This window comes from Pseudomonas nunensis (genome assembly GCF_024296925.1).
In the GTDB taxonomy this organism is placed as follows: Bacteria; Pseudomonadota; Gammaproteobacteria; order Pseudomonadales; family Pseudomonadaceae; genus Aquipseudomonas; species Aquipseudomonas nunensis.
Genome location: NZ_CP101125.1, coordinates 1989390 through 2014715, shown reverse-complemented (window position 1 = coordinate 2014715; position 25326 = coordinate 1989390). Strand labels below are relative to the sequence as shown.

Sequence of the window (25326 nt, the reverse complement as noted above, 5' to 3'; positions counted from 1 at the left end):
CAGCCGTTCTGCCGCCTTCGCGGGCAAGCCTCGCTCCTACAAGGGAATGCATTCCAATTGTAGGAGCGAGGCTTGCCCGCGAAGGCGTTTTATCATCCGCCACAACAACATCAGCTTTACGCATTTCAACTAAACACTTAATGCCTATTTTTTATAATTAACTTATAACTAATCGGACTTTTACAGCGCCGTATTATACAAATATTGTTACAACCATCACCGACCCCTGACCAGGTGGAGGCCCACGGAACTGCATGTTTTTCCGGCCGACACCACTCCACGGTCAACCGCCACACCCAAAACCTGAAAACGGCTAAAGCCCCCACCGCCATGGCTTTCAAACCATGGCCACGGCAACGCTTTGCCTAAAAAAAACTGACATCGCCAACGCTGCACTTACACACCTGGGGCTCACCATGCACAACACCTTCACTGCAAACCGTCTGACGCTGGCCGTCTCGCTGGCCCTGTTCGGCTTGTCGGCCCACGCCGATGAAAACACCAAGGATGGTGCCCTCCCTGTTGTCACGGTCACCGCCGAACACCACAGCGAAGACCTGCAAAAAACTCCACTGGCGATCTCGGCGTTCGATGAGAAAACCCTCGACGACAAGCAGATCAAAAGCATCCGCGACCTCTCCGGGCAAGTACCGAACCTGACCCTCAGCCGCCAGTCGATCTCCTACAGCGCCCAGACCTACGGCATTCGCGGCATCGGCGAAACCGACCCGATCCAGGAGTCCGCCGTCGCGGTGTACGCCGATGACCTGTACATCCCGCGGGCAATTTCCTCGATGCTCGACTTCAACGACGTCGAGCGCGTCGAAGTGCTGCGCGGCCCCCAAGGCACGCTCTATGGACGCAACAGCAGCGCCGGTGCGATCCGCGTGATCACCCGCGATCCGACCCAGGAAACCCGTGGTTTCTTCGAACTCGGCGCCGGCAATTACAACGCGCAGAACGGCCGCTTCCTGATCAGCGGACCGCTGGTGGACAACGCCTTGTTCGGCAGTTTTTCGGCGATCCGCCTGACCCGCGACGGCACCGTCTCCAACCCGACGCGCGGCAAGGATGTGAACAACGTCGACATCCAGTCCTATCGCGGCAAGTTGCGCTTCAACCCCATCGATTCGCCGTGGGATGTGCAACTGACCCTTGCCGGCACTTTCGACCGTGGCGACACCACCAGCTACACGCCGTTTGATGCCAACGGCCACTTCGACAAATTCAAGACCTACAGCAGCCTCGACCCGAAGAACCGCCTCGATCAAGGCAGTTCGGTACTGCGCGCGATCTATACGATCAACGACAACCTGAGCTTCAAATCGGTGAGTGCCTATTCGGCGTTCAACCAGCCGGTGGACTACGACAACTCCGGTCAAGCCGCGCTGATCCAGAACAACCTGATCACCTACAAGCAGGACTACGCCACCCAGGAATTCCAGCTCAACGGCGACTACGACAAATTCAGCTTCAGCACCGGCCTGTACCTGTACCGCGAAAAATTCGAAGCCGACCGCGACAACCTCACTTATTCCGTGGCGCGCAACCGGGTGATCGGCCAGGGCCAATACAGCACGACCAACACCGAAAGCTACGCGCTGTATGGTCAGGGCAGTTACAAGATCACCCCGCAACTGTCGCTGATCGCCGGGCTGCGCTTTACCCGCGAGCACAAGAATTTCGATTACACCAACTACGCGATCAACACCAACCGGCAGATCACCGAGACCAACTTCACCGCTGATTCGAGCAAATCCTGGCAGTCCACCAGCCCGAAAATTGGCTTCGAATATGCCTGGACTCCGCACCTGAACCAGTACGCCTACGTCGCCAAAGGCTTCAAGGCTGGCGGCTACGACAACCGCGCACCAACCCGCGCCGCCGCCGAACAGGCGTTCTCGCCGGAAGACGTGACCACCTGGGAAACCGGCTTCAAGGGTGACTTCTTCGACCAGCGCCTGCGGGCCAACGTCGCGGTGTTCTACAACGACTACAAGGACCTGCAAACCAACGCCTACGACCCGGCGCTGGGCGTGAGCCTGCGGACCAACGTCGGACAGGCCCACACCTACGGCGTCGAGCTGGAAACCCTGACCGCCCTGACCCGCGACCTGCAACTGACCGCCAACGTCGGCTACCTGCAAAGCCAGTACGACGACTTCGAAAACGCCAGCGGTCCCGGGGTCGATGCCAACGGCAAGCAGTTGGTGTTCTCGCCACGCTGGAACGCCAGCCTCGGCCTCAATTACACGATCCCGGCCGGACTGCCCGGCACCTGGCTGGCGGGCACCGACGCGCAGTTCCAGACCAAGTCCTACGCCAACGCGTTGAACGACGACGTGCAGGAAATCCCCAAGCAGACCTTCTGGAACGCCAACACCCGCTACATCTCCAGCGACGGTCACTGGACCACCACGCTGGCGGTGAAAAACCTGCTCGACCGCGCCTACCCGCAATCGGTCGGCTACGTGCCGTCCAGTGGCGCTCGCTACTACTCGATCAACGACCCGCGAACCCTGTTGTTGTCGGTGCGTTACGACCTCTAAACCTCACACAAACACCCCGTAGGAGCTGCCGCAGGCTGCGATCTTTTGATCTTGCTTTTAACGATCAAGATCAAAAGATCGCAGCCTGCGGCAGCTCCTACGCAGGATCCACACCTCTTCATGCCAAGGAGCAACACAATGGCTTTTACCCGCAGAGAACTGATTACCCGCATTGCCGCCGTCGGCGGTTATGGTGCCGCTGTCGGCGCTCTCGGCGCGCTGGGGCTCACGCCTCAGGCCGTGGCGGCGAGCTTCAAACCGTTGCAACTGGGCAGCAGTGGCAAAGGTAAAAACGTGGTGATCGTCGGTGCCGGCATCTCCGGACTGGTCAGTGCCTATGAGCTGCGCAAGGCCGGTTTCAACGTGACGATTCTCGAAGCCCGCGAGCGGGTTGGCGGACGCAACTGGACTTTGCGGCGTGGCACGAAAGTCGATTTCGACGACGGCGTCAGCCAGACCGTCGACTTCGATGATGGGCAGTTTTTCAACGCCGGCCCGGCACGGATTCCCAGCCACCACCAGACCATTCTCGGCTACTGCCGTGAGCTGGGTGTCGAGCTGCAAGTGCTGGTCAACAGCAGCCGCAACGCGCTGGCCCTGCCGGACCCGAGCAAACCGGCGTTCCAGTTGCGCCAAGCGGTCAACGACACACGCGGTCAGTTATCAGAGTTGCTGGCAAGGACCGTCAGCCGCAAAGCTCTCGACCAGGACTTGAGCGTCGACGACCGCAAGGCACTGTTGAATTTCCTCAAGGTCTACGGCGACCTCAACGCCGATTTCCAATACAAGGGTTCGGTGCGCTCCGGCTACACCCGCGTACCCGGCGCAGGCGATCAAACCGGCGTGACCCGCGCACCGCTGGAGCTGCAAACCTTGCTCAATCCCAAGCTCTGGGGCGCATTGGTGTTCGATGAAATCCCGGAGTTTTCCTCGACCATGTTCCAACCGGTTGGCGGCATGGACCGAATTCCCTATGCGTTCTACGACAAGCTCAAGGACGCGGTGCGTTTCAACGCCGAGGTCAGCGATATCCAGACTTCCGAGAGCGGCAGCCGCATCACTTATCGGGATCGCAAGACTGGCAAGACACAAACCCTGAGCGCCGATTACGCCGTGGTCACGGTGCCGCTGCCGCTGCTGGCGAAACTGCCGAGCAACTTCAGCCCGCCGTTCAAGCAAGCGATTCTCAGCGCGCAAAGCGATCAGGCCAACAAAGTCGCCTGGCAGTCGCCGCGTTTCTGGGAAACCGACTTCAACATCTACGGCGGCCTCTCGTACCTGGATCACGAAGTCAAAGGCCTGTGGTATCCGAGCGATCGCCTGAACAGCGCCCAAGGCATTCTGGTCGCGGCCTACAACACCAGCGAATCAGCCCAGGCCTTCAGCAAAAAATCCCTCGCCGAACAGTTTGCCTCGTCCCGGCAGGCCGTCGAACTGCTGCACCCCGGGTACAGCGCGCAACTGCAAAAACCGGTGGCGATCAACTGGGCCAAGGTGCCGTTCAGCAAAGGCCCGTGGATCGTCAACGACGAGGTTGGCGAGAGCGCCTATCAGATTCTCAACGAACCGCAAGGCCGCACCTACCTGGCCAGCGACGCCCTCGCCCACGGCGGCGTCGGCATCTGGCAGAACAGCGCCGCCGACTCGGCGCGACGCATCGTCGGGCTGATTGGACGACATGCGGAGCGCACTCAATCGGGCGTTGCTGCCTGAAGCCAGTCAGTCAAGCACAAACCCTGTGGGAGCGGGCTTGCTCGCGAAAGCGGTGTATCAGCCGCCATCAATGTTGCCTGACACACCGCTTTCGCGAGCAAGCCCGCTCCCACAGGTCATCGACTCATTTAAAGGAATAACCCATGAAAGCCATTACTTTGCTCACAGGATTGCTCATGACCGCCACCGCCCTCACCAGCCAGGCCGATGAAATCAAACGCATCGCCCTGCCCAACTCTAACTTCCCGATCTCGCTGGCAGTGTCGGTGCCGGCGCAAACCGAATTGCTGTTCGTCAGCGGTTTACTCGCCGATCTGCATGACCCGAAAGCACCTAAAGACTCCTTCGCCGCTTATGGCGATACGGCGACCCAGACCACTTCGATCCTCAACAAACTCAAAGGCGTACTGCAAAGCCAGGGCCTGGACCTTGGCGATGTGGTGCAACTGCGGGTGTTCCTGGTGGGTGATCCGGCCAAGGGCAACAAGCTCGATTTCGCCGGTTTGCAGGAAGGCTATACGCCGTTCTTCGGCAGCACTGCGCAACCGAACAAACCGGCCCGCACGGCGATTCAAGTCGTAGCGCTGCCGCTGCCCGGTGGCCTGGTGGAAATCGAAGCCGTCGCCGCACGCAAGAAATGACACGGACAACACCCGAAATCCAGGAGCTTCACCTTTATGCGCAACTGCCCAGTACCTGCTTATCGCCCCTTATTATTGCCGCTGTCCTTTGCTTGCAGCCTGACCTCGTTCAGCCTCGAAGCCGCTGAAACCGGAGCGCCGACCCTCGACACCGTCGTCGTGACCGGTAACCGTGGCGCCGAGCAACGCACCGTTACCACCAGCCCGACACCGATCGATGTGGTCACCGGCGAACAACTGCGTTCCGTCGGCAAACCGAGCCTGCTCGAGGCGCTGAGCAAATTCATTCCCTCGTTCAACCTACCGGACCGCGCCGGTTGGGACGCCAGCGGCGTGGTGCGCTCGGCGACCCTGCGCGGACTGACCGCCTCCCATGTATTGGTGCTGGTCAACGGCAAGCGTCGGCACACCAGCGCCACGCTGAATATCAACGGGATCAACAGCGGCGCGGCGCCGAGCGATCTGGACTTGATCCCGGTGGCGTCCATCGACCATATCGAGGTGCTGCGCGACGGCGCGGCGGCACAATACGGTTCGGATGCGATCTCCGGGGTGATCAACATCATCCTCAAGCAGACCACCGGCGGCAGCTCCGACACCACCCTCGGCCAGGGTTACGACGGCAAGCGCGGCACCGGCCAGGAAGCGCTGAATTATGGTTTCCAGGTCGGTGAGGCAGGAGTGCTCAACGTGTCCCTCGACACCCGCTATCAGGAGCGCGACAACAAGGCCGGCAGCAACGGCTACAGCGCCCATTACTACCCGCAGGCGGACGGCTCGCCCGACCCGCGCGAAGCCGACGCCAGCCATCACACCTACAAGGGCTACGGCTTGCCGCGCAGTCAGTTGGCCGATGCCGGCTACAACCTCGACTTGCCGCTGAGCGATGCGCTGACCCTGTATTCGTTTTCGACTGTGGCCACCCGCGAGAACAACGACGGCCAGAACTTCCGCCTGCCCAGCGGGCGCAACACCATCACCACCGGCCCCAATGGTTATCCCGATGGCTACAGCCCTTATTGGTTGGTCAACGAAACCGACTTCCAGTCCGCGTTCGGCGCCAAGGGCGACAACTTCGGCGGCTGGGCCTGGGACCTGAGCAGCACCTACGGGCGCAACTACGCCAAGCAACGAACTTACAACAATCAGAACCCGTCCCTCGGCGAGAACACCCCGAACAAGTTCACTTCCGGCATCTACATCGCCGATCAACTGACCAGCAACCTCGACCTGAAAAACAGCTACGAAATCGGCCTGGCCAAACCCATGGACGTGGCCTTCGGTTTCGAGCATCGGCGCGAAAGCTACGAAACCCGCGCCGGCTCCGAAGCTTCGTATATCGATGGCGGCTACGTGTTCCCGGCCGGCCATCCACGGGCCGGGCAACGTCCCGATCCGGGGGCGCAGGTTACCAATGGCATCACCCCGGAAGATGCGCAGAAAGTCAGCCGCAACAGCGTCGCCAGCTACATCGATCTCGGCTTCTATCCGGTGGAACAGTGGTACGTCGGCGTCGCCGGGCGTTACGAGCATTACAACGAAGGCGTCGGCGGCACCCGCAGCGGCAAGCTCAGCACCCGCTACGAGTTCAACCCGGTGTTCTCGGTGCGCGGCAGCGTCAGCAACGGCTTTCGTGCGCCGTCCCTGGCGAACCAGATTTTCACCGCACGCTCGACCGGGTTCGACACCATCAATGGCGTCTACCAGTCCTATAACTACGTGATTTTGCCGGTGGACTCTGCGGGTGCTCAGGCCTTGGGCGCCGAAGCATTGAAACCCGAACGCTCGACCAACTTCAGCCTCGGTTTTGCCCTGACGCCAAGCGAAGACCTGAGCCTGACTGTCGATGGCTACGTGATCAACCTGCGTGATCGCCTGGTCCTCAGCGAACGCTTCCAGGGTCCCGGCGTCGCCGCCCTGCTCGACGGCATCGGCGTACCGGCCACGGCGGGTGCGCAGTACTTTACCAACGGCGCCAACACCCGCACCTCCGGGGTCGATGTGGTGGGTAATTATCGGCAGAACCTGAATCGCTACGGCACGGTGAAATGGACGGCGGCGCTGAACTACAACCACACGCAGATCCTCAGCGTGAACGACACCCCGGAGCAGCTGACTGCGCTGGGGAATTTTCAACTGATGGGTCGCCAATCCCGGGCGCTGATCACCAAGACCTCGCCGAGCAGCAAGATGATTTTCGCCGCCGATTGGGGCATCAGCGACTTCGACGTCAACCTGCGCCTGACCCGCTATGGCACCTACACCGAGGTCAACAGTTCGAGCGATCCAAGCCTGGACCGCGAGTACTCAGCCAAATGGATCACCGACCTCGACGTCGCCTATGCCCTGAGCAAACAGCTGACCGTGGCCGTGGGCGCGCAGAACCTGTTCGACAAATACCCGGACCACATCGGCGTATCCAACTCATCGTTCGGCGACAACTGGGGCAGCTATTCGCCGTTCGGCTTTACCGGCGGCTACTACTACACCCGGTTGCAATATGCGTTTTGATCGCCACTTCTTTTGAAGGACACAAATCGCAGGCAAAAAAAAATCCCAGGCAGCTGATGGACGCCTGGGACTTAAAAATGCATAAACCGTGGTGGTGAACGCAGGGCAATATTAACCTACTAAAACACTTTGAAACAATATTTTTCTGCACACCGTTCGGTTAATTAAAATCGTAAGCCCTTATATATCAACACTATTTGTGCGGACTTGCGCTCATCAAGCGATCGGAATCAGCGGATCTGCCGCCGCCCACGCCGTTTCACGATTGGCCGCTGGCGGGTAAATCCACACGGTATTGATCTGGGTTTTCAGCTCTTTGCCTTCCTGCTTCACCAGTTTCACCTGGCGATCCCAACCCTCGGTGTACACCGCGCCCCAAGCGCCCAGGTCCAGGCACGTCACGTACTTGGGCTGGCTGTACGGCGTCGGGTCTACGCCGAGAATCTGCGCGGCCACGTTGTTGCCGGCATGACGACCGAGGACGATGGCGTGTTGGCAGGTCATCAGCGCGTGGTTGCCGATGTCGTCGGAGGCTGCATAAGCCACGTCTCCGGTGGCGAAGATATCGTCCTGGCCAATGACTTTCAGGTGCGCGTCCACGTGCAGACGGCCAAGGTTATCGCGTTCGCCCGGGATCTGTTCGGTCAGCGAGCTGGCGCGCACACCGGTGGTCCAGATCACGGTGTTGGCTTCGATGCGCTGGCCGTCGGCCAAAGTCACACCGTTTTCATCAACCGACACCACCGTCGATTTCAGCTGCCACCTCACACCCAGTTCGGTACTGGCCTCGGCGATCGACTGGCTGATTTCAGCACCCATGGACGCACCGACTTTTTCGCCGCGATCAACGATGATCACATTGATGTCGGCGCGATCACCCAGGATCGCTCGCAGGCGGGCGGGCATTTCAGTCGCAGTTTCAATCCCGGTGAAACCACCACCAGCCACGACAACGGTGTTGCGAGCGTTGCTTTCTGGCAGGTTGGCGAGGGATTTCAGGTGGTTTTCCAGGCGCACGGCTTGTTCGATCTGATCAACGTCGAAGGCATGTTCGATTACGCCCGGGGTGTTGGATGACGCCAGGCGGCTGCCAGTGGCCAGAACGAGTTTGTCGTAGCTGCACACCTGTTTGGCACCCGAAGCATCAATATAGCCAACCTGTTTTTGCTCGACGTCGATGGTTTCAGCGGCGCCCTGGAGGAACTTCACGCCGACCGCGTCGAACAGCTCGCCAATCGGCGCCGCCAGTTGATGGGCGTTCGGTTCGTAGAAGCGCGGACGCACGCGCAGCTCGGCCTGCGGGGCCAGAACGGTCACTTCAACGGCGTCGTGATTGTGAATATCGAACAGACGCGTAGCGCTCAAAGCCGTCCACATGCCACCGAAACCTGCACCAATGACCAGAATCTGTTGTTTCATTTTTAACTCCGAGTGGAAAACCAGGTAATGAATTTGTTTAGGGTCAACGACCGCTGCTGACCGAACAACTACGACTCTATTGGTCGCCTTTAAATCAAACAAGTCAACATTACTGATCATTCCAATCGGTTTTTCAGATCTGTTTGTTCAACCCTTCTAAACCGGCCATCACTGGCCCGGCTCATCTTCAAAACATGAAGCTCCCAGCAACCGCAGCCGATGAAGCGCGTTGCCGCCCTCCCGTTCCGCTGCTAATATTTGCGACTACATTAGTCGGAGATCACTATGTCTCTTTACAGCGCAGGCGTTGAGTACGGCATTCATTGCCTGCTTTTTTTGGTGGGCAATGGCGGAGACTCCCGCGAGGCGAGCGTGCGCGACCTCGCGGAGCTGCAAGGCGTGCCGCTGGATTATCTGGCCAAGATCTTCACCAAACTGGCCAAGGCCAAACTGGTGGTGGCCACCGAAGGCGTGCGCGGTGGTTTCAAACTGGCCAGGTTTGCCGATGAAATCACCCTGCTGGATATCGTCAACGCCATCGACGGCCAGAAGCTGATCTTCGATTGCCGCGAGATTCGTGGCCGTTGCGCGTTGTTCGAAGGCTCGGCGCCGGCCTGGGCGCTGGACGGTGGCTGCGCAGTGCACGGGGCAATGATGACCGCGCAGAAACGTATGGAAGACGCCCTCGCCCAGACCACCATTCTGGACCTGGCCCGGAAGGTCGGGCGCAAGGCCCCGCCGGAGTTTGCCGGGCAAGTAGATGAATGGCTGGGGGATCGACGGGAGAAGAAAGGCATCGGCAGCGAACAGAGCATTACGCTGACCGACATCACTGACTAACTAACTGTGGCAAGCAAGCTCGCTCGCCACAAAAAAAGCCGAAGCTGGAATCATCCGGCTTCGGCTTTTTGCATATTCAATACCCAGTCTTACAGGCAGTCGCGCACCGCCTGCCGCATCGCCGCCGATTTCGCCCACGGCGGCCCCTGATACAACGACACCCGGCTGCCATCCTTCGACTTCACAATATCCAGGATCTCGTCCGCCGTGATGATGCTCGGCGCGGTCAGGCGATAGCCGTTGGAAATGCCAATCTGAGTGGTCTTGGGAATCTGCTGTTGCCACAACGGCAGCACGCACGCGACGTATTCCTTGGGCGGCTTGCTGCTGTATTTGCTGACATTGGGCTCGCCGGGAACCAGGGACGCTGGCAATGAGCAACCCGCCAACATAGCCACCGCTACCCCTGCTATCAACATCCGCATGATGCTTCCTTATCCTGAAAAACGGCGAATGTAACGCGTCGTTGCAAAGACATCCAGCGAACGATTGGTAAAAGCGACAGACCGCCACGCGGCCTTACGAACGGAACACCCGGCGCGGCAAACGGGGCTAATCTTTCGTAGCGGGGATTTTGCAGGAGATCATCATGTGGCTTAACGAACTCGAACAGGAACTTCGGCGCGACCTCCAGGGCGTGGAGTCGAATCTGCGGTGGTCGGCGGTAGAACTTTTGCGCCTGGCGGAGCAGTTTCGCCAGGCCGGCAATGAAGTGGATGCCCAAGTAGCCCTACGGCTGCGGGAAGTGCTCCAGGGGGACGAAGAACGGCTGAAGCGCTACGCCGAGGAGGTCAAGGCGCGGCGCATCAGCCGAACGAAACCTCAATAACGCCTCTCCCGGCCCTCCGGCGGCATGGGCAATGATGGCGGTAACCGGTCGCTCCCTATAAAAAAGCCCCGGCACAGGCCGGGGCTACTCGTACGACATTAACTACTGGCTACGCGCCGGCCGACTCGCCCGAACCTTGTAGGCCGGCAAAGACGCGGCGAATGCGAGTGCCTCTTCGCGGCTGCCAAAGGCACCCAGGCGGTCACCTTTGGTGCACACCCGCCATGGGCCGTGGTTCACGCTGAGTACGTCGTAACCGTTGATGTGCATCTTGGTCAGCATCTCAATGCTCATAGTCACCTCCTTTTGGGCAGTGAAAATCAAAGATTGACTGGCCTACCTTACACCCGGCCCCGGCGCGGGTGCCGACCAGACGTCGCGACATCGGGTGGCACTTTCGGCTTGCACGACAACTCCAACCCTTGAAACCGCCGAAATACGGGGCCTCGGCCCGAATATTGCAGTTTTATGACTGTTTTATGACAAACGGGCAATCAGGTAACACATGAAAGTACGCGCCACCGTTATTTGCGAGCAAGACCGACACGTCCTCCTGGTGCGCAAGCCAAGGTGTCGCTGGACCTTGCCCGGCGGAAAGGTCGAGCCAGGCGAAACCAAAATGGATGCCGCCGTGCGGGAACTGGCGGAAGAAACCGGGCTTGGGGTCGACGGCATGCTGTACCTGATGGAACTGGAGGACGGCAGCACCCGCCACCATGTTTATGAAGCGTCGGTGCTGAACCTGCATGAAGCCCGGCCGCTCAACGAGATTATTGATTGCATGTGGCATCCGCTGGACGCCGTCCACAACCTGAAAACCAGCGACGCCACGCTGCGAATCGTCAAAGCGTTTCAGCGCCGCTTGTAAGGTGCTCAGCCCAGATCGCCACCGCCCACCGGCATGATCATCCCGGTGATGTATGAGGCCTCGTCGCTGGCCAGAAACAGGATAGCGCTCGCCTGCTCATCCAGCGTGCCGTAGCGCTTCATCAAACTACTGTCGAGGGTCTGGTCGACGATCTGCTGATACCAGACTTTCTCCTGGGCGCTTTGCCCGGCGCTGTTGCGCGGTATCGCACGCGGTGGCGCTTCGGTTCCGCCGGGGGCCGTGGCATTCACCCGAACCCCGCGCCCGGCGGTTTCGAAGGCCAGGCACGCGGTCAGTGCATTCACTCCACCCTTCGCCGCGCCGTAAGGCACGCGATTGATGCTGCGGGTGGCGATCGATGACACGCTGACGATGGCGCCACTGCCCTGCTCCAGCATGAACGGCAACGCGGCATGGCAGCACCACAACGTCGGAAACAGCGAGCGCCGGACTTCGGCTTCGATCTGCTGTTCTTCGTAATGCTCGAACGGCTTGGCCCAGATCGTCCCGCCGACGTTGTTGACCAGTACATCCAGGCGCCCGAAGCGCTCGACGGCGGTTTTGATCACGCGACTGCATTCGCTGTACTGCTCAAGATCGGCGGTCAGCGCGAGCACCTGATGGGCCTGGCCCAATTGCTGTTGCACCTCGAATATCAGCTCCGAACGATCGACCAGAATCAACCGCGCGCCCTCTGCGGCCATTCGCTCGGCAACCCGCCGGCCGATGCCTTGCGCGGCACCGGTGATCAGCACGACTTTTTCAACAAATCTGTTCATATATCCCTCACTTGCACAAAACGCGATCCGTAGCAGCTGGCGAAGCCTGCGTTCGGCTGCGAAGCAGTCGTGATATCAGGCGACGCGGTATTCCAGGAAGACCTCGCGCTCAGGTTTTACGACTGCTTCGCAGCCGAACGCAGGCTTCGCCAGCTGCTACAAAAATATGTCGCAGCGAAGACAGTCACGCCGCGCTGGCGGCAAATTTTTCGTAGTAGAAATTGGCCGGCGCGATGCCCTGCTCGCGGATGAACTGGCTTACCGCTTCGACCATCGGCGGCGGGCCGCACAGGTAGACGTCTACGTCGCCATCGTTCAAATGCCGGGGCTCGATATGCTGGGTCACGTAACCCTTGAGCGGGTGCTGGCTGTCGGGGTTGGCCACGCAGGCGCTGAAGCTGAAATTCGGGATGCGCGCAGCGAAGGCTTCCAGTCGATCCAGTTCCACAAGGTCGAAGTCATTGGTCACGCCGTAGATCAGGTGCAACGGCTGTTCACTGCCCTGCTCGGCGATTTTCTCCAGCATCGCGGTGAACGGTGCCAGGCCGGTGCCGCCCGCCAGCAATAACAGCGGACGGCGGATATCACGCAGGTAGAAACTGCCCAGCGGTCCGGCCAGGGTCATGCTGTCGCCGGCCTTGGCCATGCCGGTGAGGAAGCTGCTCATCAAGCCGCCGGGCACGTTGCGAATCAGGAAACTGACCTCGCCGTCACGCTGCAACGAGCTGAAGGAATACGCACGGGTCTGCTCGCTGCCGGGCACCCCGAGGTTCACGTATTGCCCCGGCAGGAACGCCAGTTTGCTTAGGGCCTCGCCCTTGATCGACAGCGCGATGGTGCTGTCGGACAACTGGCGCAGGTTGCTGATAGTGGCTTCAAAACTGGCCTGACGAGTGCGGCAGACATCCGACGCAACCGGCACCCGCACCACGCAATCGCTCTGGGCGCGCATCTGGCAGGTCAGGACAAAACCCTGCTCGGCCTCTTCCGCACTGAGGGCGTCTTCGATGTACTCGTCGCCCAAGTCATAACGACCGGCCTCGGCGAAACATTTGCAGGTGCCGCACGCGCCGTCGCGGCAGTCCAGCGGAATATTGATGCCCTGGCGGTACGCAGCGTCGGCCACGGTTTCGTCAGGATTGGCGTCGATGAAGCGGGTGACGCCGTCTTCGAAATTGAATGCGATGGAATGAGTCATGACGGCTGCCTCACAAGTGGTAAACGTCGATGACCTGGCGAACGTAATCGTTCTTCAGGATCACTTTCTTGGCCTTGATCAGCGGGTTTTCGCCGCGCACATCGAGGGTGTAGAAACTGCTGCCGAAATAGCTGTCGACGGTCTTGTAGCGAAAGCTCAGGGTGTGCCAGTTGAAGCGCACCTTGCAGAGGCCATCGGCGTGTTCGAGCAGCTCGATATTGCTGATGTTGTGCGAGGTGCGGGTGTCGGGAATGCTCGCGCTGGAACGCTCGGTCTTGATGCGGAAGATGCGGTCTTCCAGGCCGGTGCGATTGCCGTACCAGATCAGCGAGATTTCCCGCTGTGGGTCTTCGGTGAGCTCATCGTTGTCGTCCCACGACGGCATCCAGAACGACGCATCGGCGGCGTACAGTTCCAGCCAGTCGTCCCATTGTTTGTCGTCGAGGTAGCGTGCTTCGCGGTAGAGAAAGTCGCGCACGGCTTCATAGGTGATGGTCATTGCACGGCCTCCACAGCGATCAGCTCGGACTGTTCAGCGGCCAGCGCCTTGAGCATGGTTTGTTGCCAATACTTGTGTTGCAGCACGAACAAACCTTCGTCTTCGGTGCGCACGCCGCTGAGCAGCGGGTGCAGGTCGATTTCCCGGGCCGCGTCATCGGCACCTTCGACCCAGTGTTCGGCGCCACGGGACATGTCGTTCCAGGTGGTGACGCTGCCCTGATAGCCGGTCTGGCACGAGCGAAACTCCTCCAGATCGTCCGGGGTGGCCATGCCGCTGACGTTGAAAAAGTCCTCGTACTGGCGAATCCGGCTCGACCGTGCGCTGTCGCTTTCACCTTTGGGGGCGATGCAATAAATGGTGATTTCCGTGCGGTTGACCGAGATCGGCCGGGCGATGCGAATCTGTGAGCTGAACTGGTCCATCAGGTACACGTTCGGGTACAGGCACAGGTTGCGCGAGTTCTCGATCATCCAGTCGGCGCGGGCCTGGCCGAAGTCTCGGGCCAGCTCATCACGACGTTCGAACAACGGACGGTCCTCAGGGTTGGACCAGCGGGTCCAGAGCAGCATGTGGCCCTTGTCGAACGAGTAAAAACCGCCGCCCTGCTTGGCCCAGGTGCCGGCGCTCATGGTGCGGATGTCTTCGCCGGCCTCACGCTGTTTGCGCTGGTTCTGGGTGGCCGCGTAGTTCCAGTGCACCGAGCTGACGTGGTAACCGTCGGCGCCATTTTCGGCGGTGAGTTTCCAGTTGCCTTCGTAGATGTAGCTGGAAGAACCGCGCAGCACTTCAAGGCCATCGGCGGACTGATCGACGATCATGTCGATGATCTTCGCCGACTCGCCCAGGTGTTCCACCAGCGGCACCACATCAGCCTTGAGGCTGCCAAACAAAAAACCGCGATAGGACTCGAAACGCGCGACCTTGGTCAGGTCGTGGGAGCCATCGCAATTGAAACTCGCCGGGTAACCCGCCTCTGCCGGGTCCTTGACCTTGAGCAGCTTGCCGGAATTGTTGAAGGTCCAGCCGTGGAATGGGCAGGTGTAAGAGCTTTTGTTGCCGGTCTTGTGCCGGCACAGCATGGCGCCACGATGGCTGCAGGCGTTGATGAACGCGTTGAGTTCACCGGCCTTGTTGCGCGCGATAAAGATCGACTGGCGGCCCATGGTGGTGGTGTAGAAATCGTTGATATTCGGGATCTGGCTTTCATGCGCCAGGTACAGCCAGTTGCCTTCGAAGATGTGCTGCATCTCCAGGTCGAACAGGCGCGGGTCGGTGAACATCTCGCGCTTGCAGCGATAGATGCCGTGTTCTTTGTCGTCTTCCAGCAGGGAGTGAAGGTATTCGGGTCGCAGGGACATGGCCGCCGCCTCCATTGTTTTTATTCAGGCAGGGCCATGCTAGGACGGGGGGATGGGGCGGACTATCCGATGGGTGCAGACCTTTATCCGTTTAGTGCAACAGCAGATGCACACGCACACGTAAACGCACCCGTAGCAGCTGTCGAGCCTGCGAGGCTGCGTTCGAGTGCGTAGCGCTCGCAAAATGACTCGCCCGGTATTGCAGGCAGAGCGCGTTGTTCCTTGGCGAGTGCTTCGCACTCGAACGCAGCCTCGCAGGCTCGACAGCTGCTACAGGTGCTACAGGTGCTTTGCGATGTTTCAGTGCCGGCGCTTGAGGGTGTCCGACGGTAGTTCACCAAATTGCTTGCGATAGCTGTCGGAAAACCGCCCCAGATGCAGGAAGCCGTAATCCATCGCCACTTCCGTGACGTTGCGCACGTTGCAGGTCGGGTCGCTGAGGCAGGCGTTGATGCGTTCCAGGCGTTTCTGGCGGATGTAGTTTTTCGGCGTGGCCCCGGCGTTGCGTTCGAACAGGCCATACAGCGAACGCACGCTCATCCGCGCCTGACGCGCCAGTGCTTCGCTGTCGATGTCTTGCTTGAGGTTGCGCGCGATGTAGTCGGCAATCCGATCGAAGGTGGCCGACGGCGAACCAAGGCTGACCCGGCTCACATTGGTTTTCATCAGGCTGAGCATCTTGCTGACGATGATCTGCGCGTAGTGCTCCTGCACTTTCAGAATCTGCTCGGTGGCCTCGGCCTCCTGGCAAATCATCGCCAGCAGGTTGACGAAGCCTTCCAGTTGATCGAGCTGATAACGGTTCTCGAGGAATCGCACGCCCTGCCCCGGATAGCCCCAGCGCTGCTCATCGCACACCGACTCCAGCAAGCGGGTCGGGACTTTGAGGATGAATTTTTCGCAATCGTCGGAATAGGTCAGGTCCACCGGATCATCGGGGTTGATCAGCAATAACTCGCCGGGTTCGAAGTAATGTTCCTGGCCATGCCCGCGCCACAGGCAGTGGCCGCGCAGCAGCACTTGCAGATGATAAATGCTGTCGAGCGCACCGGACGTGACCCGCACGCTGGCACCGTAGCTGATGCGGCACAGGTCCAGGCTGGCGAATTTTCGGTGGTCGAGGCTGGCCAACGGCTGGCCGGCACGGAGCATGAGGAGGCAATGATTACCGACGTGCTGATTGACGTAACCCGACACCGCGTATGGGTCGGCGTGGTCGAATACTCTGCTGCGCTGACTCAACAGTTGCGCGTGCATCATCGGGTCACTCTCGTTGTTATTGATGTGAGCGTATTTGTGTGGGAGCGGGCTTGCTCGCGAAAGCGGAGTATCAGTCAACGGTGATGTTGAAGCTGATTCCGCCTTCGCGAGCAAGCCCGCTCACACAGGGGACATGTCAGTCTTCCAGGGCGCGCACCCGCTCATGGCGTTGCTGTTCCTCGGGCTGGGCGGACGATTGTAAGGTGAAGTCGAAGTCGATTTCGGCAAACCGACCGCTGACACCGTGGGCCGCAGCGCGTTGCGGATCGTCGCTGAAAGTGATGTGGGCGATCAGCTCATCGCGGGTGGCATAGGCGAAATCGTCGTGCAGGTATTTGTCGCCGTCAAGGTTGATCTGGGTGGTCAGGTGACGATGATCCGGCGCCGAGATAAAGAAGTGGATATGCGCCGGCCGCTGCCCGTGACGACCCAGTTGATCGAGCAATCGCTGGGTCGGACCATCCGGCGGGCAGCCGTAGCCCGACGGCACAATGCTACGGAAACGATAACGGCCCTCAGCATCGGTAACGATGCGCCGACGCAGATTGAATTCGGATTGCGTGGCATCGAAGTACGAATAGGTGCCACCGGTATTGGCGTGCCAGACATCCACCACGGCCCCGACCAGCGGTTCGCCAGCGGTATTCAACACCCGGCCTTGCATGAACAGGGTCACGCCCGGATCGACGCCGTCATCGAGTCGAGTCTCACCTTCAGACAGCGGCGCACCGGCCACATACAGCGGCCCTTCAATGGTGCGTGGCGTGCCGCCAGACTTGCCGGCCTGCTCGTCTTCGGCGTCCATCAACAGGTCGAGGTAATGTTCCAGACCGAGCCCGGCCACCAACAAACCGGCCTCCTGACGCGCACCCAGCACGTTGAGGTAATTCACGGCTTTCCAGAATTCTTCCGGGGTCACGGCGAGGTCTTCGATGATGTTCACCGAATCCCGCAGGATCCGGTAAACCAGCGACTTGACCCTTGGATCACCGGCCTCGTTGAGCAGACCGCTGGCCTCTTCGAGAAACTTCTGGGCGCTGGCAGTGTGGGAAATCTTGACGTTCATGGTGGTTCCTCATCTTGTAGTTATTAGCGTAGCGAACTGAACGGGCCGGGTTCAGCGGTCATCCTCGCGAATCGAAGACGGATGCCGGCACAGCGCATCGATCTCGATGGCCATGTACGGAAACAGCGGCAATTGCATCAGCAGGTCATGCAGCTCCTGAACGCTGTCGACATCGAACACGCTGTAATTGGCGTAGTGCCCGGCGATGCGCCACAGGTGGCGCCATTTGCCCTGCTCTTGCAGGCGCTGGGCCAGGGCTTTCTCGTCGGCCTTGAGCCGGGTGGCGAGTTCGGGGTTCATGTCGAGCGGCAGGTTCACGGTCATTTTTACGTGGAACAACATGATGCTCTCCTCAGGCTTGATAAACGGCAGTGGAAGACTTGTCGCGGCGGAAAAACGCCAGGCGTTCCGCATCCAGGCTGAGGCCCAGGCCCGGCGTGTTCGGTACGTGCAGTTCAAAATCGCGATAGATCAGCGGCTCGCTGAGAATGTCTTCGGTCAGCAGCAGCGGGCCGAACAGCTCAGTGTCCCAGGCCAGTTTGTTCAGGGTGATAAACGCGTGGGCCGAGGCCAGCGTGCCGATTCCGCCTTCGAGCATGGTGCCGCCGTACAGGCCGATGCCGGCCGCTTCGGCAATCGCGGCAGTTCTGAGCACCGCGCGCGGGCCGCCATTCTTGGCGATCTTCAGGGCGAACACTGAGGCAGCACCTTCGCGAGCGAGGTTGAAGGCATCTTCGACACATTCGATGGACTCGTCGGCCATGATCGGCGCCGGGCTGATCGCGTTCAAACGTGCCATGCCGGCGCGGTTGTTGCGCGAGATCGGCTGTTCGATCAGATCGATGCCGTTGGTGCCGAGGATCCGGCAGGCGCGCAGTGCCACCGCTTCGTCCCAGGCCTGATTGACATCGACCCGCACACTGGCGCGGTCACCCAGGGCTTTCTTGATCGCGATGACGTGGGCAAGGTCGCGGTTGACCTCACCAGCACCGATTTTCAGCTTGAAGATTCGGTGGCGGCGCAGGTCGAGCATTTTCTCCGCTTCGGCGATGTCCTGCGCGGTGTCACCGCTGGCCAGGGTCCAGGCTACCGGCAGTGCATCACGAACCCGACCGCCCAACAGCTCGCTGACCGCCAGGCCAAGGCGTTTGCCTTGGGCGTCGAGCAACGCGGTTTCGATACCGGACTTGGCGAACGTATTGCCACGAATGCTGCGTTCCAGGCGCAACATCGCCGCGTTGATGTTGCCGCTGTCCTCGCCAATCAGTAGCGGCGCGAAGTGTTGGTCGATGTTGGTCTTGATGCTATCGGGGCTTTCATTGCCATAGGCCAGGCCACCGATGGTGGTGGATTCGCCGATGCCTTCGATGCCGTCGGCGCAGCGCACACGGATGATCACCAGGGTCTGGTTCTGCATGGTGTGCATCGCCAGTTTGTGCGGGCGGATGGTCGGCAGATCAACGATGATCGTCTCGATCGATTGAATGGCTGTTGCACGCATGTCGATACCCGTCAGGTTCTTAAAGTTCTGAATCGGATTCTCATACGGCTTTTCCGCGGCGGCCAATATAGAATTGGTCTGGCTTGATACCTTAAAGGTATCCAACCTGTCAGTGCCCGGAGGCTCCATGGAACTGCGTCACCTGCGTTATTTTCAGGTGTTGGCCCAAACCCTCAACTTCACCCGCGCTGCCGAGCTGTTGCACATTGCCCAGCCGCCATTGAGTCGCCAGATCCAGCAACTGGAGGAAGAACTCGGGGTGCTGTTGCTGGAGCGTGGGCGGCCGCTGAAACTGACCGACGCCGGACGGTTTTTCCATGAGCATTCGAGCGCGTTGCTGGAGCAACTGACCAAGGTCTGCGACAACACGCGGCGGATCGGCCTCGGTGAAAAGACCTGGCTGGGCATCGGTTTTGCGCCGTCGACACTGTACGGCGTGCTGCCGGAACTGATTCGGCGATTGCGTAACCCCGAGGGTATGGAACTGGAGCTGGGGCTCTCGGAAATGACCACCCTGCAACAGGTCCAGGCGCTCAAGGCCGGGCGCATTGATGTGGGTTTCGGCCGGATCCGCATCGACGACCCGGCGATCATCCAGACCGTGCTCACCGAGGATCGCCTGGTCGCCGCCCTGCCCGCCGGTCACCCGCTGTTGGCCGGCCCGATCAGCCTGCGCGAACTGGCGAAAGAGCCCTTCGTGCTCTACCCCGGCAACCCGCGTCCGAGTTACGCGGACCATGTGATCGCCCTGTTCGAATCCTATGGCGTGAGCATTCACGTGGCGCAATGGACCAACGAACTGCAAACCGCGATTGGCCTGGTCGGCGCCGGCATCGGCGTCACCTTGGTCCCCGCCTCGGTGCAACTGCTGCACCGCGACGACATCGGCTTCACCCCGCTGCTGGAAGACAACGCCACCTCACCAATCATCCTCAGCCGACGGGTGGGCGATGTATCACCGGGATTGAGCCATTGTTTGCAAATGATTGATGAGCTGGTGCCGCACACCTAAACCTGAACCCAAACCCAAACCCAAACCCAAACCCAACGTAGGAGCTGTCGAGTGAAACGAGGCTGCGATCTTTTGATTTTGTTTTTAAAAGACGGATCAAAAGATCGCAGCCTCGTTTCACTCGACAGCTCCTACGGTGACCGCGTACCGCGTACGGCATCAGATTGGAGGGTGTGGCGCACTTGAAATATCTCGAAAACGCTTGGACCAACGCCAGAAATTGCATCGACTAACGTTCAGTTGCAAACACATCTCAAGGAGGGCAAAGGAATGCCTGTCGCTGCAAATGGATGTCACCTGCGCAAGGCGCGTGTTTCTGAATCGGGTCGTATCTACCTGCTGACCGCTGTTACTGAGCAACGTCAACCCGTGTTCGCCGATTGGCAGTCAGGGCGCAGGCTGGTCGATCAACTGCGCCTTGCTGATCAAACCTCGAGGGTCACGTCGATGGCCTGGGTCGTGATGCCGGATCATCTGCATTGGTTAGTGGAGTTGCATCACGGCACGTTGGCCGAACTGATGTGCCGGATCAAGTCCAGAAGCAGTCTCTCAATCAATCTTGTGCGCGGCGGCCAAGGCCGAATATGGCAACCGGGGTATTACGACCGAGCGTTACGCCGTGATGAAGATATCAAGGATGCGGCACGGTACATCGTCCTGAATCCTTTGCGTGCGGGGTTGGTTACGCGAGTGGGTGATTACCCTTTGTGGGATGCCATTTGGATATGAAACAGCGAAATCAATGGATCTCAGCCTTCGGCAGCTCCTACGGCGTTTCTCGATGTTGTGAGCGGTCATCGTAGGAGCTGTCGAGTGAAACGAGGCTGCGATCTTTTGATCTGTCTTTTAAAAACAAGATCAAAAAATCGCAGCCTTCGGCAGCCCCTACGTGGCCGGTGGTGCTTTTAGCCAGCAAACGCCCGGCGCCCCGCGCGCATTTCGGTGCGCAGTTCGCCGATCAGGTTGGAGATGTCGCGAACCGTGGTCAGTTGCGCCGGTGAAACGCCTGTGAGCAACAGGTCGATGCGCCCGGTCGCCGGTTCGAAGACCTTGATCCGTAGCGTGCCGTCCGGATTAACCGAACAGTCGCACGACAGCGGTTGAAAACCGGACGTCACGATGCGGCAAAGCTCTGGAATCGAAACCATAACGGGGCCTCCGTGGCGAGTGATCGACTGAGATCCCGATCAGCATAGATTCGCTTTTGCGACCCTGCACCACCAACGCCAAAATTATTAATTTCTGACTCAGGCGCACCCTCAATGGCTATCGCCGTCCCACAGCCAGTTCCAGATGCCCGGCAATTGCACCGGTTCCGCACTTTCGGTGACGGTGCGAGCCATGGCCGCTTTCAACAGTTGCCCTTGGTCGTCATAGAACGGCTTCGGCGCGGTGTTCACCCCGGTGGCCTTGGCGCTGTCGAGCAGGATTTGCAGGTATTCGCGGGTATGCCGGGCCGTGTAGCGGTTGAGGTCGTGGAAGGTCACGACCACCGGAATCACCCCGTCCACCGTCGGCAGCTCACCCTGGGCGATACGCTCACGAATTTCCGATAACTGGCGCAGCATGTTCGCCCGGCGCCGGGGGCTGGAGTTGAAGCCCCAGATCTTGCCGTCATTCGCGCTCACGTCGGTCAACAACACGTGCATGCCGTGGCGTTGATAGGCGGCGAAAGTGCGCGAGTCGTAATTCCAGAACGGCGGACGCACCAGGCTCGGTGGCGCGCCGGTGATCGCGGCGATGGCGGCGCTGCCGTTGCTCAGGGATTGTTCCAGGTCTTCAGGGTTCAGCGAGCGATGATTGGTATGAAAATGCGTGGCCGTGTGAAAGCCGAGGATCTGCCCTTTGGCATGCTCGCGCTGCATGACTCGCCGGCCGATATCGCTGTTGCCGGCCCGGGGCGCACCGGTCTGGACGAAAAATACCGCTTTGATATTCGGTTGCAGCGGGTTTTGCGCGAGGCCATCGAGCACGGTGTCGGTCGGGTTCCAGAAGCTTGAGGCGCTGGGGCCGTCATCGAAAGTCAGCAGGAAACGGATCGGCGCCTGGGTTTGCAGACGTTGTTGTGTCTGCGGCGTCAGTTTGATGGGCGACGCGATGCAGCCCGTCAATCCGATAGCCAGGACGAGCGCCGAAAGAACCTTGAACAATTGCGTCATGTTTTGCCTTGGGCCAGACCGTTGCGGTCGTCACGTTAATGGCAAAAACCCCTCGCCCGGTGATCCTCCAATGGGCCCGCCGGTGCCGGCGAGCTCAGGTTGGAACAGGGTACACAGTTTTGGTTCAAGTGCCGCTATGTCAGGTGTTTCAAAGCTCCAGATCGAGCAACGCGGCCCCCAGCGCCTTGCCGTGTGCATCGAGGGCCAGGGAGCGGGTGACGCCACCGCGCAAGATGCCGGGCAACACGAAATTCAGCGCGTAAACGTTGGGCAATTCGTAGCGGCGCACCGGCGGCCCTTGCGGGTCCAGCAATTCGGCAAAATGCGCGGTCACCCGTTCAACCGTCAGCCACTCTCTCAGACGCGGGAAGTCTTCCGCCCGCAAAGCAATCACCGAAATGTTCGAAGTATCGCCCTTGTCCCCGGTTCGGGAATGCGCCAGTTCACGCAGTTTCATGCCAAGTCCTCCGAGTGAATCTGCAACGTGACGGCATCCCGCGGCAATAACAGCGAAGCCACCGCCACCACCTGGCGCACCGACTTGCTCGCCCCGCCACCGCCATAAGGGCCGTTGGTGTACAACGTTTCCACTTCATTGCCGATTCGCACCGCCTCGGTGCGATCCGCACAACGGGCCGCCACGCGCAGGCGCACTTCCCAGGGTTCGCTTTCCGCCCGAGCCCCCAGTTCAGTGCCGTGCAAGGCGTCGACGCCGATCAACTCGGCGCGGATCTCTTCAAACACCACGCCCGTCAACTTCAAGCGTTCCAGCACCACTTCTCGCGCCAGTCGCCCCCGCGCCAGAGCGCCGGGGCCGCCATAGGACATCTGCCCCTCGCCAATCCAGCCATCGAGATAGCCCACCGAAACCTTTAGCGACTGCGGTCGCGCCCGCCCATCAGCGCCTGACGCCAGCACCCGGTCCGGCCCTTGTACGCTGAAGGACACGCCGGAAAAATCGGCGCTGACATCCGGCGTGAGGTAAGCCGCCGGATCATGCACTTCGTAGATCATCTGCTCGGTGCAAGTCGCGGTATCGATGCGCCCGCCGGAACCGGCGACCTTGCTGATCACTGCCCTGCCAGTGGCATCCACTTCAGCCAGAGGAAACCCAAGGCGCGCCAGATCCGGCACATCCTTGAACCCCGGATCGGCAAAATAGCCGCCGCTGATCTGCCCGGCGCACTCGAGCAAATGCCCGACCAAGGTGCCGCGACCCAGCAGCGCCCAATCGTCCGCCGCCCAGCCGAATTCGAACATCTGCGGCGCTAAAAACAGCGAAGGGTCGGCCACGCGACCGGTGATCACCACGTCGGCATCGGCGCGCAACGCCTCGATAATGCCGTCCACGCCCAAATAGGCATTGGCCGAAATCAGGCGATCGCCCAGGGACGCCAGAGTCTTGCCGTTATCCAGCATCTGCGACGGATCGCCCAGCAAGGTCGCCAGTACATCGTCACCGGTCAGCGCGACCACTTTCAGCCCCGACAATCCTAGTTCCCCGGCAATGCGCCGCACTTCTTGCGCCGCCGCCAGCGGGTTGGCCGCGCCCATGTTGGTGATCACCCGCAAGCGCCGGCGCTGCCCCTCGGCACCGCGCCCGACAAAGGGCAGCACCCGGCGCATGCGCTCACCCAGCAGCGGGTCAAAGCCTGCTTGCGGATCGAGCAACCGCGCCTGCTGTGCCAGGGCAATGGTGCGCTCGGCCAGGCATTCAAACACCAGGTAATCCAGATCGCCGTGCTCGGCCAGTTCGATCGCCGGTTCAATGCGGTCGCCGGAGTAACCGGCACCGGAGCCGATGCGTAAGGTTTTCATCAGAACACTCCAAAGAGCAGCGCGGTCAGGGTCATCAGCACCGAGGCCGCGAACAGAAACGGGATGGTGAAGCGCTGGTGATCCGCCAGCTCGATCTTGCACAGCCCAACCAAGAGGAAAGTCGCCGGGGTCAACGGGCTGACCGGGAACCCGGTGGTGTGCACACCGAGCAGCGAGGCCTGGGCCACTTGCAGCGGATCGACACCGAGGGCGCGGCCGACTTCGGCCACCACCGGCATGATGCCGAAGTAGAAGGAATCCGGATCGAACAGCAGGCTCAGGGGCATCGAGATAAAGCCCACCACCATCGGTATCAATTTGCCGTGCCCGGCAGGAATCTGCGCCACCGCGACCTCGGCCATGGCTTTGAGCATGCCGCTGCCCTGCATGATCCCGGTGAATACTCCGGCGGCCAGAAGAATGCTCGCCATCGTCAGTGCGGTTTTCGCATGCGCATCGATGCGTGCTCGTTGTGCATCGACGTTCGGGTAGTTGATGCACAAGGCGAGCACCGTGCCGAGCATGAACATCACCACCGGGTCGACAACCCCGGCAATCATCACGCCCATCACCACCACCGTCAGCATCAGGTTGAGCCAGAACAAGCGCGGCTTGCGCAGGGCGACTTCGGCCTCGGTCAGCACCCGTTGCGGCATCACGTCCACCACTGCGCCAGCGCCCAGGCCCAGGCGTTTTTCTTCGCGACGACCGAGGAACCAGGCGCAAGTGAAGACGAAGATCAGGCCGACAATCTGCACCGGAATCAACGGCTGAAACAGATCCGCCACCGGCACATGCAATGCCGCCGAGGAACGCAGCACCGGACCGGTCCAGGGCAGAAAATTGACCCCGGCTGCCATCGCGGTAACGCAAGCCAGAATTCGCTTGTCCATGCCGAGCCGCGTGTACAGCGGCAGCATCGCCGGGATGGTCACCAGAAAGGTCACCGCCCCCGAACCGTCCAGATGCACCAGCAGCGCCAGCAGCGCAGTGCCCATGACGATGCGGGTCGGTCGAGTGCCGACGCGTTTAAGGATGCGGTCAATGATCGGGTCGAGCATTCCGGCGTCGGTCATCACGCCGAAGAACAGGATCGCGAACACAAACATGCCGACCACCGGGGCGACGTTTTTGATCCCGGTAATGATGAAGGCGCTGGTTTGCAGGCCGAAACCGCCGAGCAGCGCGGCAATGATCGGCAACGCGATCAGCGCAACCAGCGGCGACAGGCGTTTGCTCATCACCGCGACGAGCAAACAGAGAATGGTGATGACACCGAGTGTGGCAAGCATGGGCAGGTCCT

The 25326-nt window shown here is 60.3% G+C and carries 25 protein-coding genes; 9 read left to right on the top strand and 16 right to left on the bottom strand.

Going from position 1 to position 25326, the window contains the following annotated elements; genetic code table 11:
• Nucleotides 1–416 precede the first annotated feature (416 nt).
• The 4 genes from NK667_RS09110 to NK667_RS09095 all read left to right on the top strand — a co-directional run bounded on the left by NK667_RS09110 (nt 417) and on the right by NK667_RS09095 (nt 7414).
• On the top strand, nt 417–2549 hold the full coding sequence (locus tag NK667_RS09110; protein WP_054614444.1) for a TonB-dependent receptor: 2133 nt from the start codon (nt 417–419) through the stop codon (nt 2547–2549).
• Nucleotides 2550–2687: 138 nt separating this feature from the next.
• Nucleotides 2688–4262 carry a flavin monoamine oxidase family protein gene (locus NK667_RS09105; protein WP_054614443.1) on the top strand — a complete coding sequence of 525 codons (1575 nt, stop codon included), beginning with the start codon at nt 2688–2690 and terminating at the stop codon, nt 4260–4262.
• Nucleotides 4263–4405: 143 nt separating this feature from the next.
• Entirely contained in the window at nt 4406–4903 is a 498-nt protein-coding gene (locus NK667_RS09100; RefSeq protein ID WP_054614442.1) for a RidA family protein, read from the top strand.
• A 36-nt stretch (nt 4904–4939) separates the two neighbouring features.
• Nucleotides 4940–7414 (top strand): TonB-dependent receptor plug domain-containing protein, encoded by a 2475-nt coding sequence (locus NK667_RS09095; protein WP_054614441.1) that lies wholly within the window; start codon nt 4940–4942, stop codon nt 7412–7414.
• 216 nt (nt 7415–7630) lie between these two features.
• Here the strand turns inward: NK667_RS09095 and NK667_RS09090 are convergent, their stop codons facing one another.
• Nucleotides 7631–8833, bottom strand: a complete 1203-nt coding sequence (locus NK667_RS09090) for an NAD(P)/FAD-dependent oxidoreductase (RefSeq protein WP_054614440.1) — start codon at nt 8831–8833, stop codon at nt 7631–7633.
• Between the two features lie 285 nt (nt 8834–9118).
• On the opposite strand from NK667_RS09090, the gene NK667_RS09085 reads away from it, so the two are divergent.
• Nucleotides 9119–9673, top strand: coding sequence for an RrF2 family transcriptional regulator (locus tag NK667_RS09085; protein ID WP_054050681.1), 555 nt, complete (start codon nt 9119–9121; stop codon nt 9671–9673).
• An 89-nt stretch (nt 9674–9762) separates the two neighbouring features.
• Here the strand turns inward: NK667_RS09085 and NK667_RS09080 are convergent, their stop codons facing one another.
• A complete protein-coding gene (locus tag NK667_RS09080) occupies nt 9763–10098 on the bottom strand; it encodes a hypothetical protein (protein WP_054050680.1) in 336 nt (111 codons plus the stop codon).
• A gap of 164 nt (nt 10099–10262) precedes the next feature.
• On the opposite strand from NK667_RS09080, the gene NK667_RS09075 reads away from it, so the two are divergent.
• Nucleotides 10263–10502 (top strand): hypothetical protein, encoded by a 240-nt coding sequence (locus tag NK667_RS09075; protein WP_054614439.1) that lies wholly within the window; start codon nt 10263–10265, stop codon nt 10500–10502.
• Between the two features lie 102 nt (nt 10503–10604).
• On the opposite strand, the gene NK667_RS09070 is transcribed toward NK667_RS09075, so the two are convergent.
• On the bottom strand, nt 10605–10796 hold the full coding sequence (locus tag NK667_RS09070) for an SPOR domain-containing protein (protein WP_054050675.1): 192 nt from the start codon (nt 10794–10796) through the stop codon (nt 10605–10607).
• A 211-nt stretch (nt 10797–11007) separates the two neighbouring features.
• Between NK667_RS09070 and NK667_RS09065 the strand changes: the two genes are divergently transcribed.
• Entirely contained in the window at nt 11008–11370 is a 363-nt protein-coding gene (locus NK667_RS09065; protein WP_054050673.1) for an NUDIX hydrolase, read from the top strand.
• Nucleotides 11371–11375: 5 nt separating this feature from the next.
• Here the strand turns inward: NK667_RS09065 and NK667_RS09060 are convergent, their stop codons facing one another.
• The 8 genes from NK667_RS09060 to NK667_RS09025 form a co-directional block, all read right to left on the bottom strand.
• Entirely contained in the window at nt 11376–12149 is a 774-nt protein-coding gene (locus NK667_RS09060) for a 1,6-dihydroxycyclohexa-2,4-diene-1-carboxylate dehydrogenase (RefSeq protein WP_054614438.1), read from the bottom strand.
• A gap of 184 nt (nt 12150–12333) precedes the next feature.
• Nucleotides 12334–13347, bottom strand: coding sequence for a benzoate 1,2-dioxygenase electron transfer component BenC (gene benC, locus NK667_RS09055; RefSeq protein WP_054614437.1), 1014 nt, complete (start codon nt 13345–13347; stop codon nt 12334–12336).
• Between the two features lie 10 nt (nt 13348–13357).
• Nucleotides 13358–13846 (bottom strand): benzoate 1,2-dioxygenase small subunit, encoded by a 489-nt coding sequence (gene benB, locus NK667_RS09050; RefSeq protein WP_054055348.1) that lies wholly within the window; start codon nt 13844–13846, stop codon nt 13358–13360.
• Nucleotides 13843–15207: a benzoate 1,2-dioxygenase large subunit gene (gene benA / locus NK667_RS09045; protein ID WP_054614436.1), complete on the bottom strand. Its 1365-nt coding sequence runs from the start codon at nt 15205–15207 to the stop codon at nt 13843–13845. The genes benB and benA overlap by 4 nt, the downstream gene beginning before the upstream one ends.
• 300 nt (nt 15208–15507) lie before the next feature.
• Nucleotides 15508–16467, bottom strand: a complete 960-nt coding sequence (locus tag NK667_RS09040) for an AraC family transcriptional regulator (RefSeq protein WP_054614435.1) — start codon at nt 16465–16467, stop codon at nt 15508–15510.
• Between the two features lie 136 nt (nt 16468–16603).
• Nucleotides 16604–17533 carry a catechol 1,2-dioxygenase gene (catA, locus tag NK667_RS09035; RefSeq protein ID WP_054614434.1) on the bottom strand — a complete coding sequence of 310 codons (930 nt, stop codon included), beginning with the start codon at nt 17531–17533 and terminating at the stop codon, nt 16604–16606.
• Nucleotides 17534–17584: 51 nt separating this feature from the next.
• Nucleotides 17585–17875 (bottom strand): muconolactone Delta-isomerase, encoded by a 291-nt coding sequence (catC, locus tag NK667_RS09030; RefSeq protein WP_054053539.1) that lies wholly within the window; start codon nt 17873–17875, stop codon nt 17585–17587.
• Between the two features lie 10 nt (nt 17876–17885).
• A complete protein-coding gene (locus tag NK667_RS09025) occupies nt 17886–19034 on the bottom strand; it encodes a muconate cycloisomerase family protein (protein WP_161807662.1) in 1149 nt (382 codons plus the stop codon).
• A gap of 127 nt (nt 19035–19161) precedes the next feature.
• On the opposite strand from NK667_RS09025, the gene NK667_RS09020 reads away from it, so the two are divergent.
• Nucleotides 19162–20046 carry a LysR family transcriptional regulator gene (locus tag NK667_RS09020; protein WP_054614433.1) on the top strand — a complete coding sequence of 295 codons (885 nt, stop codon included), beginning with the start codon at nt 19162–19164 and terminating at the stop codon, nt 20044–20046.
• A 270-nt stretch (nt 20047–20316) separates the two neighbouring features.
• Complete coding sequence (locus NK667_RS09015; RefSeq protein ID WP_054053535.1) at nt 20317–20775, top strand: REP-associated tyrosine transposase; 459 nt, start codon at nt 20317–20319, stop codon at nt 20773–20775.
• A gap of 176 nt (nt 20776–20951) precedes the next feature.
• On the opposite strand, the gene NK667_RS09010 is transcribed toward NK667_RS09015, so the two are convergent.
• The 5 genes from NK667_RS09010 to NK667_RS08990 form a co-directional block, all read right to left on the bottom strand.
• Nucleotides 20952–21194 carry a DUF1652 domain-containing protein gene (locus tag NK667_RS09010; RefSeq protein ID WP_054053533.1) on the bottom strand — a complete coding sequence of 81 codons (243 nt, stop codon included), beginning with the start codon at nt 21192–21194 and terminating at the stop codon, nt 20952–20954.
• 111 nt (nt 21195–21305) lie between these two features.
• Nucleotides 21306–22205, bottom strand: coding sequence for a polysaccharide deacetylase family protein (locus tag NK667_RS09005; protein WP_054614432.1), 900 nt, complete (start codon nt 22203–22205; stop codon nt 21306–21308).
• Nucleotides 22206–22353: 148 nt separating this feature from the next.
• Entirely contained in the window at nt 22354–22662 is a 309-nt protein-coding gene (locus tag NK667_RS09000) for an AtuA-related protein (RefSeq protein WP_054614431.1), read from the bottom strand.
• Nucleotides 22659–24023, bottom strand: a complete 1365-nt coding sequence (locus NK667_RS08995; protein WP_054614430.1) for an acyclic terpene utilization AtuA family protein — start codon at nt 24021–24023, stop codon at nt 22659–22661. Before NK667_RS08995 ends, NK667_RS09000 begins: the two co-directional genes overlap by 4 nt.
• Nucleotides 24023–25315 carry a CitMHS family transporter gene (locus tag NK667_RS08990; protein ID WP_054053525.1) on the bottom strand — a complete coding sequence of 431 codons (1293 nt, stop codon included), beginning with the start codon at nt 25313–25315 and terminating at the stop codon, nt 24023–24025. Before NK667_RS08990 ends, NK667_RS08995 begins: the two co-directional genes overlap by 1 nt.
• Between the last annotated feature and the right edge of the window lie 11 nt (nt 25316–25326).

What these genes read in the sequence shown, in the direction of transcription:
- NK667_RS09110 (WP_054614444.1), top strand. Translation starts at nt 417, where the DNA reads ATGCACAACACCTTCACTGCAAACCGTCTGACGCTGGCCGTCTCGCTG.
- NK667_RS09105 (WP_054614443.1), top strand. Translation starts at nt 2,688, where the DNA reads ATGGCTTTTACCCGCAGAGAACTGATTACCCGCATTGCCGCCGTCGGC.
- NK667_RS09100 (WP_054614442.1), top strand. Translation starts at nt 4,406, where the DNA reads ATGAAAGCCATTACTTTGCTCACAGGATTGCTCATGACCGCCACCGCC.
- NK667_RS09095 (WP_054614441.1), top strand. Translation starts at nt 4,940, where the DNA reads ATGCGCAACTGCCCAGTACCTGCTTATCGCCCCTTATTATTGCCGCTG.
- NK667_RS09090 (WP_054614440.1), bottom strand. Translation starts at nt 8,833, where the DNA reads ATGAAACAACAGATTCTGGTCATTGGTGCAGGTTTCGGTGGCATGTGG.
- NK667_RS09085 (WP_054050681.1), top strand. Translation starts at nt 9,119, where the DNA reads ATGTCTCTTTACAGCGCAGGCGTTGAGTACGGCATTCATTGCCTGCTT.
- NK667_RS09080 (WP_054050680.1), bottom strand. Translation starts at nt 10,098, where the DNA reads ATGCGGATGTTGATAGCAGGGGTAGCGGTGGCTATGTTGGCGGGTTGC.
- NK667_RS09075 (WP_054614439.1), top strand. Translation starts at nt 10,263, where the DNA reads ATGTGGCTTAACGAACTCGAACAGGAACTTCGGCGCGACCTCCAGGGC.
- NK667_RS09070 (WP_054050675.1), bottom strand. Translation starts at nt 10,796, where the DNA reads ATGAGCATTGAGATGCTGACCAAGATGCACATCAACGGTTACGACGTA.
- NK667_RS09065 (WP_054050673.1), top strand. Translation starts at nt 11,008, where the DNA reads ATGAAAGTACGCGCCACCGTTATTTGCGAGCAAGACCGACACGTCCTC.
- NK667_RS09060 (WP_054614438.1), bottom strand. Translation starts at nt 12,149, where the DNA reads ATGAACAGATTTGTTGAAAAAGTCGTGCTGATCACCGGTGCCGCGCAA.
- benC (WP_054614437.1), bottom strand. Translation starts at nt 13,347, where the DNA reads ATGACTCATTCCATCGCATTCAATTTCGAAGACGGCGTCACCCGCTTC.
- benB (WP_054055348.1), bottom strand. Translation starts at nt 13,846, where the DNA reads ATGACCATCACCTATGAAGCCGTGCGCGACTTTCTCTACCGCGAAGCA.
- benA (WP_054614436.1), bottom strand. Translation starts at nt 15,207, where the DNA reads ATGTCCCTGCGACCCGAATACCTTCACTCCCTGCTGGAAGACGACAAA.
- NK667_RS09040 (WP_054614435.1), bottom strand. Translation starts at nt 16,467, where the DNA reads ATGATGCACGCGCAACTGTTGAGTCAGCGCAGCAGAGTATTCGACCAC.
- catA (WP_054614434.1), bottom strand. Translation starts at nt 17,533, where the DNA reads ATGAACGTCAAGATTTCCCACACTGCCAGCGCCCAGAAGTTTCTCGAA.
- catC (WP_054053539.1), bottom strand. Translation starts at nt 17,875, where the DNA reads ATGTTGTTCCACGTAAAAATGACCGTGAACCTGCCGCTCGACATGAAC.
- NK667_RS09025 (WP_161807662.1), bottom strand. Translation starts at nt 19,034, where the DNA reads ATGCGTGCAACAGCCATTCAATCGATCGAGACGATCATCGTTGATCTG.
- NK667_RS09020 (WP_054614433.1), top strand. Translation starts at nt 19,162, where the DNA reads ATGGAACTGCGTCACCTGCGTTATTTTCAGGTGTTGGCCCAAACCCTC.
- NK667_RS09015 (WP_054053535.1), top strand. Translation starts at nt 20,317, where the DNA reads ATGCCTGTCGCTGCAAATGGATGTCACCTGCGCAAGGCGCGTGTTTCT.
- NK667_RS09010 (WP_054053533.1), bottom strand. Translation starts at nt 21,194, where the DNA reads ATGGTTTCGATTCCAGAGCTTTGCCGCATCGTGACGTCCGGTTTTCAA.
- NK667_RS09005 (WP_054614432.1), bottom strand. Translation starts at nt 22,205, where the DNA reads ATGACGCAATTGTTCAAGGTTCTTTCGGCGCTCGTCCTGGCTATCGGA.
- NK667_RS09000 (WP_054614431.1), bottom strand. Translation starts at nt 22,662, where the DNA reads ATGAAACTGCGTGAACTGGCGCATTCCCGAACCGGGGACAAGGGCGAT.
- NK667_RS08995 (WP_054614430.1), bottom strand. Translation starts at nt 24,023, where the DNA reads ATGAAAACCTTACGCATCGGCTCCGGTGCCGGTTACTCCGGCGACCGC.
- NK667_RS08990 (WP_054053525.1), bottom strand. Translation starts at nt 25,315, where the DNA reads ATGCTTGCCACACTCGGTGTCATCACCATTCTCTGTTTGCTCGTCGCG.